The following is a 15,642-nucleotide window of genomic DNA, read 5'->3' as shown; positions in this document are numbered from 1 at the left end:
CCGGCGCACGCCCCGGAACGCGTCTCGGCACGCGTCTCGGGGTGTGGAACGAGCGGTGGACGGGCCGGTCGGGCGCACTACCCTTCCCGGTATGACCACGCTCTCGCCGTACGACGCCCTCTCCCCGGTCACCCAGGCCGCCTACCGCGCCAAGGCGGCCGCCGCCGACCTCGCGCCGCTGCCCCGGGCCGCCAAGGACGACGCGCTGCTCGCCATCGCGGACGCGCTGGAGGTCCGTACGAGTGAGATCGTCGAGGCCAACGCCAAGGACATCGCCAAGGCCCGCGAGGCCGGCACCAGCGAGGCGATCGTCGACCGGCTGACCCTGACCCCGGAGCGGGTGCGGGCCATCGCCTCCGACGTACGGGACGTCGTCGCGCTGCCCGACCCCGTCGGCGAGGTCGTGCGCGGCTCGACCCTGCCCAACGGCATCGACCTGCGCCAGGTCCGCGTCCCGCTCGGCGTGGTCGGCATCATCTACGAGGCCCGCCCCAATGTGACGGTGGACGCGGCGGCGCTGTGCCTGAAGTCCGGCAACGCGGTGCTGCTGCGCGGCTCGGCCTCCGCCTACGAGTCGAACACCGCACTCGTCCGGGTGATCCGCGACGCCGTCGGCGGCGCCGGGCTGCCCGCCGACGCCGTGCAGCTCGTGCCGGGGGAGAGCCGGGAGAGCGTGCGTGAGCTGATGCGCGCCCGCGGCCTCGTCGACGTCCTGATCCCGCGCGGCGGCGCCTCCCTCATCCGGACGGTCGTCGCCGAGTCCACCGTCCCCGTGATCGAGACCGGCACCGGCAACTGCCACGTCTACGTCGACGCCCACGCCGACCTCGACATGGCGATCGAGATCCTGATCAACTCCAAGGCCCAGCGGGTCAGCGTCTGCAACGCCGCCGAGACCCTCCTGGTCCACCAGGACATCGCCCCCGAGTTCCTGCCCCGCGCCCTCGACGCCCTCGCGGACGCCGGGGTCACCGTCCACGCCGACGAGCGCGTGCTGGCGTACGCCAAGGACTCCAAGGCGACCGTCGTCGAGGCCACGCCCGAGGACTGGGAGACCGAGTACCTCTCCTACGACATCGCCGCCGCCGTCGTGGACTCGCTCGACAAGGCCGTCGAGCACATCCGGCTGTGGACCTCCGGCCACACCGAGGCCATCGTCACCACCTCCCAGCAGGCCGCCCGCCGCTTCACCCAGCTGGTCGACTCCACCACCGTCGCCGTCAACGCCTCCACCCGCTTCACGGACGGCGGCCAGTTCGGCTTCGGCGCGGAGATCGGCATCTCCACCCAGAAGCTGCACGCCCGCGGCCCGATGGGCCTGCCGGAGCTGACCAGCACCAAGTACATCGTCACGGGCGACGGGCACGTACGGCGCTGACGAAGACCGCCGGGGCGTGCGGCGCCCCGCGTGGGCGGGAGCGGGGCCCCGAGCGGGCGGGAGCGGGGTCCCGTGAGAGGTGTCTCATCAGGCGGATGAATTTCCATACCGTCTGCCCAAATTGAACCCCCAGGTCTACTCTGGATCCGTGCCGGAGGACGTGGGGGGCACGCCGTTCTCTGACGGCTGGGAGCCCGACGACGACCACGACCGCGGGGTGTCGGACGAAGAGTTCGCCTCCGTGGTCTTCGACGAGGCCTTCGTACAGGCGGCACCGGTGCACGAGCCGACCGCCGTCGAACGCCTCCTGGCCGCCGCGCAGGCGAGAGCCGAGGCCTCCGAGGCCGAAGCCCGCCGCACCCGCGCCCGCGGCGACCGCTACGACGATCCGTACGGTCCCGACGGCCCCGGCGGATTCGGCCATGATCCGGACTACGACGAGCTGGACGACGCCGACGACACCGAAGCCTGGGACCGCCGCTACGGCACCTTCGGCACGTACGGCAAGCAGGTCCGGTGGCACCGTCCCGTCGCCTGGGTGCTCGCCCTCGTCATGGGCGTCGGCATGGTCGCGCTGGCCTTCGCCGCGGTCTACCGGGGCGCCTCCTCCAGCAACCGGGAGCAGGTGCCGTCCCCTGCCTCGACCGGGCTGGAACAAGGGGCCGGACCGGCTCCGTCCGCCGCCGCCGACCACTCCCGGCCACCCGTCTCGGCGGTCCCGCGCACGCCCTGACACAGCAGTCGTGGGGGTCCGGCAGCGGGCCCTCGCAGCGGCCGGAAACGGGCCGTCCGGTGGACGAGAACCTGTCAGAACTTGTCGCGCAGCAGGGCGTTTACCCGAGCTCCGCGAGACCTACTCTGAAAGTATGGGCGGGCCCGGAGAGCCACCGGAGGGGACACCCGAGGGAGCACCCGGTGGAGGAGAGGACGAGTACCGATCCGTCGTCTTCGACGAATCGTTCGTCCGTGCTGCCCGCCTCCAGGAGTACTCCGCCCAGGAGCGCATCGCCGACCACGCCCCCGCCGTCCGCCGCCGCCCACCCCTGCACCGGGGCCTGTCCCGGCAGGCGCTCCTCCTCGTCCTCCTGATCGCCCTCGCCTTCGGCACCGCGATCTACATGGGGGTCCGCCACCCCTACCAGAACCCGGCCGCCCGCCGGCCCGTGGAACCCCTGCGGATGACCGTCATCCCGCTCGCCCCACAGGGCGCCGTGCCCGGCACCGCCGACCCCGAGTACCTGTACGCGCGCAGCCCGGCCGCGCAGTACCGCATCGGCGCCGAGGGCATCCCGCTGCCCGCCTCCCGGCGCACCGCGCATTTCTCCGACAGCCAGGTCGTCACCGCCCTGACCACCGCCAAGGACTACATCGTGCGCTCCTCCCTCGACCCGGAGGTGCTCACCGGGCAGCAGGTGCGGCCGGTGCGGGTGCTGATCGACCCCGACCAGCTCGACCAGTTCGACGAGAGCTTCACTCACCCGGCCCCGGACGGACGGCACGCGCCGACCGGGTGGCTGGTCCGCTTCGACCCCGCCCGGGCCGAGCTGGCCGACCGCAGGATCCGCGTCCAGGGCACGCTCCAGGCCGCCGAGGCCGACTCCACCACCCTCGAGGTCACAGCCGATCACACCTTCGTGTACGCCCTGCGGCCCGCCGGGGCCGACGCGAAGACACCGGCCTCGCTGTTCACCGTCCGCCGTGAGCTGCAGTTCCGCTTCGACCGCGACGACCTGCGGCTGCGCCAGACCCAGCTGATCGTCTCCTACGTCCAGGCCGGCCCGCTGTCCTGCGGCGAGGACTCCACGAACCATCTGCGCCCCCTGCTCGCCGGCCAGACCGCCAAGGCGGGCGGCCCGGCCGGCACGGACCCGTACGCGACGGGCGGGGCGACCGCACTGTGCGGATCGCTGGCGGGGAGTGCCCAGCCGAAGGTGTGAACTGAGCCGTACGGTCAGTCGTCGTCGCGCGGGGGCGTGTCCGTCGGCCCGTCCTGCGGCGGGGCGCTGGTGAAGCCGTCGAAGCCGCGACGGACCCGGCCGCCCAGGTTGCCCGCCCCGCCCGCTATGTCGCTGACCAGCTTCATCAGGGGGTCCTTGGAGCTCTTGACGTGGTCGGCGTAGTGCGCCGCCGACTCGCGGAAGGAGTCGGTGACCGAGGTGTCCTTGTCCTCGGCGCGCCGCGGGTAGTGGCCGTCCATGATCCGCTGGTGGTCGCGGGACTCGGCCCACTTCTTCAGCTCGGCCGCGCGCACGGTGGTGAAGGGGTGGGAGCGGGGCAGCACGTTGAGGATCTTCAGGACGGAGTCGCGCAGATCGCCGCCGGCCTCGTACTCCTCGGCCTGCTGCAGGAACGCGTCCACGTTCATCTCGTGCAGGTGGTTGCCGCCGGCGATCTTCATCAGGCCGCGCATCGAGGCCTGGAGGTCCTGGCCCACGAGCAGCCCGGCCCGGTCCGCGGACAGCTCCGACTTGCGGAACCACTCGCGCAGCGCGGTGACGATCGCCATGATCGCGAGGTTGCCGAGGGGGATCCAGGCGACCCGGAGAGCGAGGTTGGTCAGGAACAGCAGAATCGTGCGGTACACGGCGTGGCCGGACAGCGCGTGGCCCACCTCGTGGCCGATGACCGCCCGCATCTCCTCCTCGTCGAGCAGCTCGACGAGGCCCGTGGTGACGACGATGATCGGCTCGTCCAGGCCGATGCACATCGCGTTGGGCTGCGGATCCTGGTTGACGTACATCGGCGGGACCTTCTCCAGGTCCAGGATGTAACAGGCGTCCCGCAGCATGTCGTTCAGGTGCGCGAACTGCTGGTCCGAGACGCGCACCGAGTCGGACAGGAACAGCAGCCTCAGGCTCCGCTCGGGCAGCAGCCCGCTCAGCGCCTTGAAGACGGTGTCGAAGCCGCTCAGCTTGCGCAGCGCGACCAGGGCGGAACGATCGGCCGGGTGCTCGTACGCACGTGAGGAGATTCCCGGGAAGCGCCTGCGCTGCCTGCTCGGCACGTTCTCGTGACCGGTCTGCTCGTGGCCGTCATCGGACATGTCATCCCCCATGTGCGTAGGTGTGGCCCTCGTATGTCTGGTCCTTTTGCGGACCTTTGTGCAGCCCTTTGCGCCCCCGAAGCGGGGCCCAGCCTAGGCGGAGTTACGGTGGACGGGCACCACACCGAAGGAGTCCCGCGCCATGGAGCACAACCCCGCGGCAACCTGGTTCACCCAGGCCGCCGACGCCGCCCAGCAGCAGGGGGCGGGGAACCTGCTCCGGATCGTCCTGATCGTGATGATCCTGGGCTGTGCACTGACCGCCTGGTTCCTGCTCCGGGGCTACAAGCGGAAGGACGACTGAGGGCGCGGGAAGGTTCCCCCGGGGCGGACGGGGAGCGGCGAGGCGCCGCACGGTCTGCCCAACAGTGGAGTCGGCGTAGTGGGCGGCGAGGCGCCCGCTTACGATGGGCCGACATCTTTATCCCGCCCACACCGGATAGGTCCTGCCGAAGATGAGCTTCCACAGCGCCGCTGCCCAGTTGGTCACCCTCGCCGCCGAGGGCGAGGAGCACGGTGGCAACCACGAGAGCCTGAGCCCGCTGGTGACCGGCGGTGGCGCGTTCCTGATCCTGCTGCTCCTGCTGTGGATCACCACTCGCTTCAACCGCGACCGCTGAGGCGCACCATGTCCGTACCGGGGCACTCCGGGCATCGGCCGGCCGGTGCCCTCAGGCGGGGCCGGTAGGGTCTGCACGCATGGGAGAGCAGGACATGCCTACCGGCCCGTCGAACCCGGGCAAGCGCCGCCTCGGCGTCATGGGCGGAACGTTCGATCCGATCCACCACGGGCACCTCGTGGCGGCCAGTGAGGTCGCCGCGCAGTTCCACCTGGACGAAGTCGTGTTCGTCCCCACCGGCGAGCCGTGGCAGAAGAGCCACCGCAGGGTCTCCCCGGCCGAGGACCGCTACCTGATGACGGTCATCGCGACGGCCGAGAACCCGCAGTTCTCCGTCAGCCGCATCGACATCGACCGCGGCGGCCCCACCTACACCGTGGACACCCTGCGCGACCTGCGGGCCCTCAACCCCGACACCGACCTCTTCTTCATCACCGGCGCCGACGCCCTCGGCCAGATCCTCACCTGGCGGGACAGCGAGGAACTGTTCTCCCTCGCCCACTTCATCGGGGTCACCCGCCCGGGACACCACCTCAACGACCCCGGCCTCCCCGAGGGCGGCGTCTCCCTCGTCGAGGTCCCCGCCCTGGCCATCTCCTCCACCGACTGCCGCGCGAGAGTCGCCAAGGGCGACCCCATCTGGTATCTGGTGCCGGACGGAGTCGTGCGCTACATCGACAAGCGCGAGCTGTACCGCGGCGAGTGAGCCGAGAGGGGTACCGGTGAACGACCGATACGACGCGGGCTACGGAGAGACCCCGTACGAGCTCGTCGGTTACGACGAGTACGGGCAACCGGTGTACCGGCAGGTCCCGTCCCAGCAGATCCCGCAGCAGGCCTACGACCCGTACGGGCAGCAGCAGGGCTACGGCTACGACCCGTACGCCCAGGGCGAGCAGCAGCAGCCGCACGCATACGACCCGTACGACACCGGTGAGCAGCCGCCCACCCCGGCCTACGACACGGGCCGGCAGGCCCCGGTCCACGACCCCTACGGCACCGGCACGTACGCCCAGCAGGGCGGCGCCGGTACCGCGGCCCCGTACGACCCCTACGGGCAGACCGCCACCAGCGGGCAGCAGCCCCGCGTCGCCGAACAGACCGCGTACATCCCGCACCAGGCCGGACCGCCGGAGACCGACGCGGAGGCGGAAGCCCCGGCGCGGACCCCACGCGAGTACCACACCGAGCAGTTCGCGTTCGTCGAGGAGCCCAACGGCGACTCCGAGGACGTCATCGACTGGCTGAACTTCACCGAGAACCGCACCGAGCGCCGCGAGGAGGCCAAGCGCCGCGCCCGCAGCCGCCTCGTCGCCCTGGTCGTCGTCCTCGCCCTGACCGCGGTCGGCGGAGTGGGCTACCTCTGGTACGCCGGGAAGCTGCCCGGACTGTCCTCGTCCGAGGACTCCAAGGCCGGCACCACCACGGCCGGCACCGCCCAGAAGCGTGACGTGATCGTCGTCCACCTGCACGACACCGCGAAGGGCGGCACCTCCACCGTGCTGCTCGTCGACAACACCACCACCAAGCAGGGCACCACCGTCCTGCTGCCCAACTCCCTCGTCGTCACCACCGACGACGGCACCACGACCACCCTCGCCAAGTCCGTCGACGAGGACGGCTCCGAAGGCACCCGCCAGGCGCTGGACACCGTCCTCGGCACCGACATCCAGGGCACCTGGCGGCTGGACACGCCCTATCTGCAGAACCTCGTCGACCTCGTCGGCAACATCGAGGTCGACACCGACACCGCCGTCCCCGACCCGGCCGCCAAGAAGAAGGGCCAGGCCCCCCTCGTCAACAAGGGCGAGGACCAGACCCTCAGCGGCAAGATGGCCGTCGCCTACGCCACCTACCGCGCCGAGGGCGAGGCCCAGAACGCCCAGCTGGAGCGGTTCGGCCAGGTCATGCAGGGCGTGCTGCGCAAGGTGTCCTCCGATGCCCAGGGCGCCACGGTCACCATCCAGACCCTGGCCCAGATCCTCGACCCCTCCCTGACCGACAAGGACCTCGGCGCCTTCCTCGCCGGACTCGCCGACCTCGCCAAGGGCGGCGACTACAAGACCGCCCTGCTGCCCGTCCAGGCCGACGGCACGCTCAGCGCCGCGGCCGGCGCGAGCGTCGTCAAGAACGTCCTCGGCGGCACCGCGAAGAGCCCCGACAAGGACGCGGCCGTCAGCGTCTCCGTCCAGAACGCCAGCGGCACCAAGGCCAACACCGAGGACGCGCGCGTGGTGCTCCTCAACGGCGGCTTCACCTTCCTGGAGGCGGGCACGCCCTCCGGTACGCAGTCCGCCTCCAAGGTGCTCTACGCGGACGCCGCCGAGAAGGAGAACGCCACCGAGGTCGCCAAGACCCTGGGCCTGCCCACCAGCGCCGTGAAGAAGGGCACGGTCACCGCCAACGCGGACGTGGCGGTCGTCCTCGGCCAGGACTACAAGCCCTCGACGTCCTAGCCGCACCCGCCACCAGCGGCGTGACCGCCTCGATCACATGGGGTGCCGTCGGCGGTCCGTGAGACCCTTGAGGGCAAACGACCGCCGACGGAAAGCCATGTAGTGACCGCCACCGACCGCTCTCTCGAACTCATCAACGCCGCCGCCCAGGCGGCAGCCGACAAGCTCGCGCACGACGTCATCGCCTACGACGTCAGTGACGTGCTGTCGATCACGGACGCCTTCCTGCTGGCCTCCGCCCCCAGCGACCGCCAGGTCAAGTCGATCGTCGACGAGATCGAGGAGCGCCTCCTCAAGGAGCTCGGCGCCAAGCCGGTGCGCCGCGAGGGCGACCGCGAGGCCCGCTGGGTCCTGCTCGACTACGTCGACATCGTCGTGCACGTCCAGCACAGCGAGGAGCGCGTCTTCTACGCCCTCGAGCGGCTGTGGAAGGACTGCCCCGAGCTGGACCTGCCCGAGGACGCCAAGGCCACCCGCGGCAAGGCCCAGGAGCACGCCAAGCTGCAGGCCGCCCAGGACGCGGCCGAGCCGGGCGGTGAGTGGTGATGACCGCACCGGGCGCCGCGGCCGCCTCCGCCGCGGCCGGCCGCACGCCTGGCCGCGGCCGCCGCGTCATCCTCTGGCGGCACGGCCAGACCTCCTGGAACGTGGAGCGCCGCTTCCAGGGCACCACGGACGTCCAGCTCACCGAGACCGGCCTGGCCCAGGCCCGCCGCGCCGCCCGGCTGCTCGCCTCCCTCCGGCCCGACGCGATCGTCGCCTCGGACCTGTCGCGGGCCGCGAACACGGCCGCCGAGCTCGCCGCGCTCACCGGCCTGGACGTCACCCACGACGAGGCCCTGCGTGAGACGTACGCGGGCGTGTGGCAGGGGCTGACGCACGAGGAGATCGTCGCCCGGTACGGCGACGAGTACGCCGCGTGGAAGCGCGGCGAGCCCGTCCGCCGCGGCGGCGGCGAACTGGAGACCGAGGTCGCCGACCGCGCCGCCCCCGTCGTGCTGCGGCACGCCGAGAAGCTGCCCGAGGACGGCACGCTCGTCGTCGTCAGCCACGGCGGCACGATCCGCACCACCATAGGCCGCCTCCTCGGCCTGGAGGCCCACAACTGGGAGAGCCTCGGCGGCCTCTCCAACTGCTGCTGGTCCGTCCTCGGCGAGGGCGCCCGCGGCTGGCGCCTCCTGGAGCACAACGCCGGCACCCTGCCGGAGCCGGTGCTCGGCGACGACGACTGAGCGTCCCGAGGCGGCCCGGCGCCCGGATTTCACTTTCCGGCAGGTCGCAGGCTAGAGTTCTTCTTGTTCGCCCCGCCGAGCGGGGCGAAACACCACGCGGCTCCGCTGTGTGGCACCAGGGGCTATAGCTCAGTTGGTAGAGCGCCTGCATGGCATGCAGGAGGTCAGGAGTTCAATTCTCCTTAGCTCCACTGATCGACACTCTGTGGAGTTGTCAAAGATCGGTTGTAGAAGATCCCGTCCTTCAGGGGGCGGGATTTTTCATTGCCTCCGCAGCAGCGCCGCGCGTCGCGCCGTCTCCTCGTCCTCCGGTGTGTAGACCACGATCCGGCACTCCGGCATCCCGTTGATCGACAGCGACATGGACGTCATCCGCAGCTCACCCACCGTCGCGTGCCGGAAGACCTTCACCCGACGGCCGGGCTCCGCCACGTCACCTGTCTCCCACAGCCGCGCGAACAGCTCGCTCGCCGCGGACAGCCTGCGTATGAAGTCCTCCCACACGGGCTCCCCGGCATGCAGCCCGTACGCCGCCCGCAGGGTCGCCACCATCACCGGCAGCTCCGTATCCCGGAACAGCAGCGGGCAGTCCTCCTCGTCCGCCGTGAACAGCCCCCACAGCGCGTTGGCCGGCGTTGTGGCGGAGACGTTCGTCGGGGTCATGAAGAGGTCCCGGTAGACGGCGTTGGCGGCGAGGATGTCGTACCGCGAGTTGTAGACCACCGCCGGGCGGGGCACGAGCGCGTCGATGATGCCCTGGATCTCCGGCCCCACGCTCTGCACCAGGGCCTCCGGCTCCGACGCGTACGGCACCTCCGCCAGGTGGTACAGATGCTCCCGCTCGGGCGGGTCGAGCCGCAGCGTGCGCGCCACGGCGTCCAGGACCTGCGCCGAGGCGTTGATCGGCCGACCCTGCTCGAGCCATGTGTACCAGGTGACGCCCACGCCCGAGAGCTGGGCGACCTCCTCGCGCCGCAGCCCGGGCGTACGCCGCCGCAGCCCCGGCGGCATCCCGACGTCGGCCGGTGTCACCCGCGCCCGCCTGCTGCGCAGAAAGGCGGCCAGCTCCGGCCGGCGCCGCGGTGCCGCCTCCGCCCTCGGCCCCGCAGCTGACCGCGTCCCCGCCGCTGTGCTCGTGCCCATCGTCACGTCCCCCATGGTCGATCCCCCACCCGTCCCCTGCCAGGTGCTGTCAGTACCAGCATCGGCGGGCTCTCGGCACCCGTACCGGACCCTCGTCACGCTCGACGGCATGACGACGACACCCCGGACGACCCCCGATCCCGCGGCCGTACCGCCCGTTCCAACTCCTGCTGCCAGTAAAGACCCTGGCACTGACAATCGGCCTCGCCGGCTGCTCGCGGTCGTGCTCGCCGCCCAGTTCATGGCACTGCTCGACGTCTTCATCGTGAACGTCGCGGCCCCCACGATCGGTTCCGACCTGCACGCATCCGGCGCCGATCTCCAACTGGTCGTCGCCGGCTACGCCATCACGTACTCCGTGCTGCTGATCACCGGCGCACGGCTCGGCGACCGGTTCGGCCACGGGAGGGTCCACCTCGTCGGGCTCGGCCTCTTCACGGCCGCCTCGCTCGCCTGCGGACTGGCGCAGGGCAGCACCGAGCTGATCGTGTTCCGGCTGGTGCAGGGCGCCGGGTCGGCGGTGATGATCCCCCAGGTGCTGAGCCTGATCCAGCGCACCTTCACGGGTGAGGCCAGGGTCCGGGCGCTCGGCGCGTACTCGGCGGTCCTGGCCGTCGGCGCGGCGGCCGGGCAGGTGGTCGGCGGCGTTCTGGTCAGCGCCGACCTGCTGGGCAGCGGGTGGCGGCCGGTGTTCCTGGTGAACGTACCCGTGGGCCTCGTCCTGCTCGCCGTCGGCCGGCGCGTCCTGCCGCGCGGCGGCGGGACGGAGCCGGAGAGCGCACGCGGCCTGGACGGAACCGGCCTGGTCCTGCTCGGCGTGGCCGTCTCCTCGGTCACGGTGCCGCTCGTGCTCGGCCAGGAGGAGGACTGGCCGCGGTGGTCCTGGCTGTCGCTGGCGGCCGGCGCGCTGCTGTTCGCCCTGTTCTGCGGCTACGAGTGGCGTCTCGCCCGCCGTGGCGGCGCCCCGCTGATCGCGCCCCATGTGCTGCGTCGTCCCGGCATGGGACTCGCCGTCCTGCGGATCACGGCCGTCATGGCCGTCAACGGCGGTTTCCTGTTCGTGCTCACGCTGCACGTCCAGGGCGGCCTCGGCTTCAGCGCGCTGCGCGCCGGTCTCACCTTCGTGCCGTCCGCGGTCGTCTTCGGCGTGGTCGGCCTGACCTGGCGCACCTGGCCCGCCGCCTTGCAACGGGCGCTGGCCCCGGCCGGGTTCACGCTCACCGCGCTGTCCGTGGCCGCGGTGGGGCTCGCGTTCAGGGGCGGCGACCAGGGTGGCGCCTGGGTGTACGGCGCGTACGCCGGCGTGGGCGCCGGACTCGCGCTCGCCTTCAGCCCGACGCTCACCCGGGCCCTGGCCGCCGTACGCCCCGAGGACGCGGCGGATGCGAGCGGGCTGCTCGCCACCGTCACCCAGCTCGGGCAGCTGATCGGTGTCGCCGCCTTCGGCACACTGTTCTTCAACCGGCTTGAGTCACTTGGGGCCCCGGAGGCGTATACCTCTTCGGAAGCGCTTCTCACATGCATGTTCGCGCTCGCTGCGACAGCCGCGCTGGGTGCCGTGTCCGGACTGGTACTAAGGCGTCGCTGACCGTATTGGCCCGGCCGTGGCAGAATCAAACGGCCGGAAGGGGGCGCGGCCCGACGGGAGGGAGTAGCGATGCCTGCGAGCATCCTCGGAGAGGTCGGTCACCTCTCCGAAGCAGCGTTGACACGGGAAACGGCCACCCGGCTCAGCTGCCCTTCCTGCGGTTCCGCGTTCGTGGCCCAGGTTCTCGGGGACAACGGCGGGATCTCCTACGTGTGCACGGCCTGCGGCCACAGCTGGAGCTGATCGATGGGTGCGCACAGGCGAAAGTGTGACTGGTGTGGCAGCGGTACGCCGATCGTCCGCGACATGGAGCCGGTCAACCCCGACTACCAGTACTGGTGCGAGGAATGCGCGCGGGCGCTGATCATAAAAGGCGACCCGATCGAGACGTACCGGGAGCTGGAGGGCGAGCCGATCTACGGCCGGCTCCTGGAGGAGCACTGCACCCTCAAGCGGTTCTACTCGTTCGTGACGGCCTGACCTGACTTTCCGCCCCCAAAGCGGACAGAACGGAAACGATTTGGTGGTCCACCCCCTGGACCGTGTAATGTTGGCGTCGCCGCCGGGGAAACCCGAAGGCCAGGTCGAGAAGCGGTTCCGCCGCTTGGCCGCAAGGGGCTATAGCTCAGTTGGTAGAGCGCCTGCATGGCATGCAGGAGGTCAGGAGTTCAATTCTCCTTAGCTCCACAGCAGATCCCGCCGGATCGGAATGATCCGGCGGGATCTTTTGCGTTGTCGCGCGTGGTCGCCGGCCGAGAACGCACACGGGTTCCTGGAAGGCGCACAAAGGTTCCGGGAAGGCGTGAGAGGGCCCGGAACGCACAAGGGGCCGCCTGTCTCCAGGCGGCCCCGTCGTCGTACGGGCTCAGCGGCCCAGGGCGCGGCGGCCGCGGCCCTGGGAGAGGACCGGGAGGTTGCGGGAGGGCGCCTGGCCGCGCGTGTCCTCCTCGATGCGCAGGGCCAGGGCCGGGCAGCGGCGCACCGCGCGCAGGGCCTTCGCCTCGGCGTAGCGCGGCACCTTCGCCTGCGCGACGGTGGGGAAGCCGTCGGCGCCGAGTTGGAAGACCTCCGGGAGGATGTCCGCGCACAGACCGTGGCCGCGGCACAGCGTCCAGTCGACGAAGATCTTCTGGCGGCTGTCACCGGTGTCCGCGGGCTCGCCGCCGCCCGGGATGCCCGTCGGGGTCATGCCGCCCTCGAAGAGCGGCAGAACGCCCTCCACGGGCCGTCCGCAGCCGTTGCCGAGGACGTGCGCCGCCAGGTCGTCCGTGAACGCCTTGATCGTCGACTCCAGGAACATCGCGGAGCCGTCCGGGTGCGAGCAGGCGCCGCGCCGCTTCACGTTCTTGGCGACCTGCTTCAGTGCCTCCAGGGCGGCCGGGCCACCGCCGTTGAGGATGTCCTCCATGCCGCGCGCCGCGGCCGGCAGACCGAGGTAGCAGGGACCGCACTGTCCCGCGCTCTCCTCCGCCAGCCACTGGGCCACGCGCAGCGACTCGCCCAGGGGGCAGGTCTCCTGACTGATCGGCAGGATCGCGCCGGCGCCGAGTGCCCCGCCCACCGCGTCGAGGGAGTTGCGGGAGACGACCGCCTCGTTGACGGTCGCCGCGTCGATCCACTTGCCGTGGTAGCCGCCGGTCAGCACGCCCTGCGGGACCGGCGGGGCGCCGGCCAGCTGGAGGACGTAGCGCAGCGGGACGCCCGTGGGGACCTCGATCACCATCGGGCGGGCGACGGCGCCGGAGACCGTCAGCATGACGGTGCCGGGCTCGTCGTACAGGCCGGTGTTGCCGTAACGCTCCGGGCCGATGCGGGCGGCGATGGCCAGCTGGGCGAACGTCTCGGCGTTGGACAGCAGGGTCGGGGCGCCCCCGACGCCGTTCTGCGAGGCGCTGACCTTGCGGCCGGGCGGGATCGCCGGGCCGCCGTCGATGGAGCGGATCAGCGACGCGGCGGCGCCGGTGACCATGCGGATCGGGTTGCGCTGGACGAACGCCTTCAGCGCCGAACGGCGGCCGTTGCTGAGGCCGCGCTCGGCGAGCGCGGCCTCCATGGAGCGCTGGGTCGATTCGCGGGTGACCCCCACCACGAGCGTGCGGGCACCCAGCGCCTCCGCGACCAGCAGCGCGCCGTCCAGGATGAGGTGCGGGGCACGGTTGATCATCACCGTGTCCTTGCGGCAGGCCGGTTCGTCCTCGCTGCCGTTGATGACGACGACCGGCCGTACACCACGCTTGATCGCCGCGTCGGCGACCGAGCGCAACTTCTTGTGGAACGGGAATCCCGCGCCGCCGCGGCCCTTGAGGTTGATGCGTTCGGAGAGCTGCGCGAGCTTCTCTCCGCCCATCGGCTCAAGGGGCCCATGCACCTTCAGGTGCATGGGCAGATCGAGTCTCTCGACAAGGTCGAAGCCCGACGTGAGCTGCGGAAGGCCGACCACGCGGACTTCTGGGACGTCGGGCAGGGCCTCGTTCACCTATAGCCTCCGGAAGGCGTGTTCCAAGGTTCGCCCGAACCCGGGGCGTCGAACGACGCTCCGGGAGATGGTTCATTGGCGGGACCGCTGTTGTACGTGTCGTTCGAGTTGTACGTGCCGTACGCGGTGTTCGTCTCACCGGTGTCGTACACGTCACTCCCGGCGTAGCCACCGGCGCCCGAATTGCCATAGACCGGGATGTTGAATCCCGTGTCCTGGAGCGGGTCGTAGACCGACGGGGGCGCCTCGCCGACCGGCGGCGGGGACGGGATCGGCCAGCTGCCCGAGGTGCTGCCGCCGCTGTCGACGCGCGGCATCGCCTCCGTGGCCTGCACGTCGAACGGCAGGTCCATGCGCGCGGTCTGGTCGGCCGCGAACGGCTGCTGCGCGCGCGGGGGCGTCGACACTGCGCGGTAGGCGGCCGCGAAGCCGTTGGCGGGCTCCGGCGTGGCGGGCGCGTCGAACAGGGGGGACGACGAGGGCGACTGCGGCGACATGCGCGTGGAGCTCATCGTGTCGGACGACGACGAGCGGCCCTCGTAGCCGGGCAGCGCCGAGGAGCCGCCGCCGGCGCCCCGGGAGGAGGCCTCCGCCACGCGCGCGCGGCTCTCTTCGAGGGCGTCGCGGCCCGCCGGCTCCTCGGTGCCCAGGATCGCGGCGATCCGGTCGGCGAGCCTGCGCTTGACCGGGCGCGGGGCCGAACGCAGCGCGAGGGCCGCCATCACGCCCACCACGGAGAGGCCGTACAGGATCACGAAGATCGGCTTGGCCTGGCGACCCGCGTAGAGTCCGTGGATCAGTGCGGCGCACCAGGCCGGATAGGCCAGCATGTGCATCGCACGCCAGCGCGCCGCGACCGGGGCCGGAGAGGCGAACCTGCTGCGCAGGGCGCCGGTGATGCCCACGAAGATCATCAGCAGCCCGGCCACGGAGCCCAGGCCGATCAGGCCGCCGATCCCGGTGACGCCGAGCGAGAACGGGATGATCGCGGCGATGAACTGGGTGTGGTCCAGCGCGATCTTCGTGGTGATGTGCAGCAGCAGGAACGCGATCGAGGCGACCGCCAACGTCCGGTGGACGGCCTGGCCGACGATCCGCTGGCGTGTGTTCAGGAAGATCCGGTCCTGCGCGACCAGACCCCAGATCACCGAGCAGCTGAGCGAGACGAGGGACAGCACGCCCGCGCCGAAGTTCAGGAACTCGCGGAAGCGGTCACCTCCCACCAGCACGATCACGGGTATCAGGACCAGGACGACAGCGGACGCCACCCCGTAGGCCGACCGGCCCGGTTGGGGGAGCGAGCTGTTACTACGACGAGGGTTCATGGGGGCAACTCCGAGCAGTTCGGGAAAGCGGTCCCGCTGCTGAACTCTAAGTGGACGCCATACCGATGGGTACGCGATTTGAGTTATTGCGTTGTTATCAAAGGACAATGGGGCGCTTGCGATGTCCCTTAGCGGCTGTTACGCGAAGTAATCCTTGACCTAGGTTCAAGCTCTGCTCGGTTCTGCTCGTGCCGGCGCCGGGCGACGCCGCGTCGATCAGGCATACGGAAGCGCGTCGCGGCCTGCTCAAGGGCTGCGGTACCCTGAGGCCATGCGTGCCGTACGCCTTCTGCTTAGCGAGCCGCGCTGATCAGTCCCGAACGCCGGTGAACGGACGGTTCGGAATCGGCGCGGCGTCCCCTCCTGTGCGAGGGGATTTTT

The 15,642-nt window shown here is 71.1% G+C and carries 16 protein-coding genes and 2 tRNA genes; 14 read left to right on the top strand and 4 right to left on the bottom strand.

Going from position 1 to position 15,642, the window contains the following annotated elements; translation table 11 throughout:
- The first annotated feature begins 91 nt into the window (after positions 1-91).
- From ACPT94_RS00430 to ACPT94_RS00420, 3 genes are all read left to right on the top strand, one after another.
- Positions 92-1,378: a glutamate-5-semialdehyde dehydrogenase gene (locus ACPT94_RS00430; protein WP_360340876.1), complete on the top strand. Its 1,287-nt coding sequence runs from the start codon at positions 92-94 to the stop codon at positions 1,376-1,378.
- Between the two features lie 148 nt (positions 1,379-1,526).
- Positions 1,527-2,111, top strand: coding sequence for an SCO2584 family spore wall biosynthesis protein (locus ACPT94_RS00425; RefSeq protein ID WP_489686578.1), 585 nt, complete (start codon positions 1,527-1,529; stop codon positions 2,109-2,111).
- A 133-nt stretch (positions 2,112-2,244) separates the two neighbouring features.
- Positions 2,245-3,315, top strand: a complete 1,071-nt coding sequence (locus ACPT94_RS00420) for an SCO2583 family membrane protein (protein ID WP_360340882.1) — start codon at positions 2,245-2,247, stop codon at positions 3,313-3,315.
- Positions 3,316-3,329: 14 nt separating this feature from the next.
- Here the strand turns inward: ACPT94_RS00420 and ACPT94_RS00415 are convergent, their stop codons facing one another.
- On the bottom strand, positions 3,330-4,421 hold the full coding sequence (locus tag ACPT94_RS00415; protein ID WP_360340885.1) for a M48 family metallopeptidase: 1,092 nt from the start codon (positions 4,419-4,421) through the stop codon (positions 3,330-3,332).
- Positions 4,422-4,563: 142 nt separating this feature from the next.
- Here ACPT94_RS00415 and ACPT94_RS00410 point away from each other — a divergent pair, with 142 nt between their 5' ends.
- From ACPT94_RS00410 to ACPT94_RS00380, 7 genes are all read left to right on the top strand, one after another.
- Positions 4,564-4,725 carry a hypothetical protein gene (locus tag ACPT94_RS00410; RefSeq protein WP_360340888.1) on the top strand — a complete coding sequence of 54 codons (162 nt, stop codon included), beginning with the start codon at positions 4,564-4,566 and terminating at the stop codon, positions 4,723-4,725.
- Between the two features lie 151 nt (positions 4,726-4,876).
- A complete protein-coding gene (locus ACPT94_RS00405) occupies positions 4,877-5,041 on the top strand; it encodes a hypothetical protein (RefSeq protein ID WP_356559726.1) in 165 nt (54 codons plus the stop codon).
- Between the two features lie 79 nt (positions 5,042-5,120).
- Positions 5,121-5,747, top strand: coding sequence for a nicotinate-nucleotide adenylyltransferase (gene nadD / locus ACPT94_RS00400; protein WP_189937735.1), 627 nt, complete (start codon positions 5,121-5,123; stop codon positions 5,745-5,747).
- Positions 5,748-5,763: 16 nt separating this feature from the next.
- Positions 5,764-7,497 carry an LCP family protein gene (locus tag ACPT94_RS00395; protein WP_360340892.1) on the top strand — a complete coding sequence of 578 codons (1,734 nt, stop codon included), beginning with the start codon at positions 5,764-5,766 and terminating at the stop codon, positions 7,495-7,497.
- Positions 7,498-7,599: 102 nt separating this feature from the next.
- Positions 7,600-8,043, top strand: coding sequence for a ribosome silencing factor (gene rsfS, locus ACPT94_RS00390; protein ID WP_360340895.1), 444 nt, complete (start codon positions 7,600-7,602; stop codon positions 8,041-8,043).
- On the top strand, positions 8,043-8,729 hold the full coding sequence (locus tag ACPT94_RS00385) for a histidine phosphatase family protein (protein WP_360340898.1): 687 nt from the start codon (positions 8,043-8,045) through the stop codon (positions 8,727-8,729). Before rsfS ends, ACPT94_RS00385 begins: the two co-directional genes overlap by 1 nt.
- 118 nt (positions 8,730-8,847) lie before the next feature.
- A tRNA-Ala gene (locus tag ACPT94_RS00380) sits at positions 8,848-8,920 on the top strand.
- A 70-nt stretch (positions 8,921-8,990) separates the two neighbouring features.
- Here the strand turns inward: ACPT94_RS00380 and ACPT94_RS00375 are convergent.
- On the bottom strand, positions 8,991-9,887 hold the full coding sequence (locus ACPT94_RS00375; RefSeq protein WP_360340901.1) for a helix-turn-helix transcriptional regulator: 897 nt from the start codon (positions 9,885-9,887) through the stop codon (positions 8,991-8,993).
- Positions 9,888-9,981: 94 nt separating this feature from the next.
- Between ACPT94_RS00375 and ACPT94_RS00370 the strand changes: the two genes are divergently transcribed.
- The 4 genes from ACPT94_RS00370 (at position 9,982) to ACPT94_RS00355 (ending at position 12,147) form a co-directional block, all read left to right on the top strand.
- Positions 9,982-11,460: an MFS transporter gene (locus ACPT94_RS00370; RefSeq protein ID WP_425244769.1), complete on the top strand. Its 1,479-nt coding sequence runs from the start codon at positions 9,982-9,984 to the stop codon at positions 11,458-11,460.
- A 69-nt stretch (positions 11,461-11,529) separates the two neighbouring features.
- Positions 11,530-11,703, top strand: coding sequence for a hypothetical protein (locus ACPT94_RS00365; protein ID WP_360340904.1), 174 nt, complete (start codon positions 11,530-11,532; stop codon positions 11,701-11,703).
- 3 nt (positions 11,704-11,706) lie between these two features.
- Complete coding sequence (locus tag ACPT94_RS00360; protein ID WP_003976229.1) at positions 11,707-11,940, top strand: hypothetical protein; 234 nt, start codon at positions 11,707-11,709, stop codon at positions 11,938-11,940.
- Positions 11,941-12,074: 134 nt separating this feature from the next.
- A tRNA-Ala gene (locus ACPT94_RS00355) sits at positions 12,075-12,147 on the top strand.
- A gap of 178 nt (positions 12,148-12,325) precedes the next feature.
- On the opposite strand, the gene ACPT94_RS00350 is transcribed toward ACPT94_RS00355, so the two are convergent.
- A complete protein-coding gene (locus ACPT94_RS00350; RefSeq protein ID WP_360340907.1) occupies positions 12,326-13,936 on the bottom strand; it encodes an NADH-ubiquinone oxidoreductase-F iron-sulfur binding region domain-containing protein in 1,611 nt (536 codons plus the stop codon).
- Positions 13,933-15,261, bottom strand: a complete 1,329-nt coding sequence (locus tag ACPT94_RS00345; RefSeq protein WP_360340910.1) for a ferric reductase-like transmembrane domain-containing protein — start codon at positions 15,259-15,261, stop codon at positions 13,933-13,935. Before ACPT94_RS00345 ends, ACPT94_RS00350 begins: the two co-directional genes overlap by 4 nt.
- Positions 15,262-15,642: the final 381 nt, after the last annotated feature.

Origin of the sequence: Streptomyces aurantiaciflavus (assembly GCF_049808595.1) — a bacterium.
GTDB lineage: Bacteria > Actinomycetota > Actinomycetes > Streptomycetales > Streptomycetaceae > Streptomyces.
This window is presented reverse-complemented; position numbering and strand designations above follow the sequence as displayed.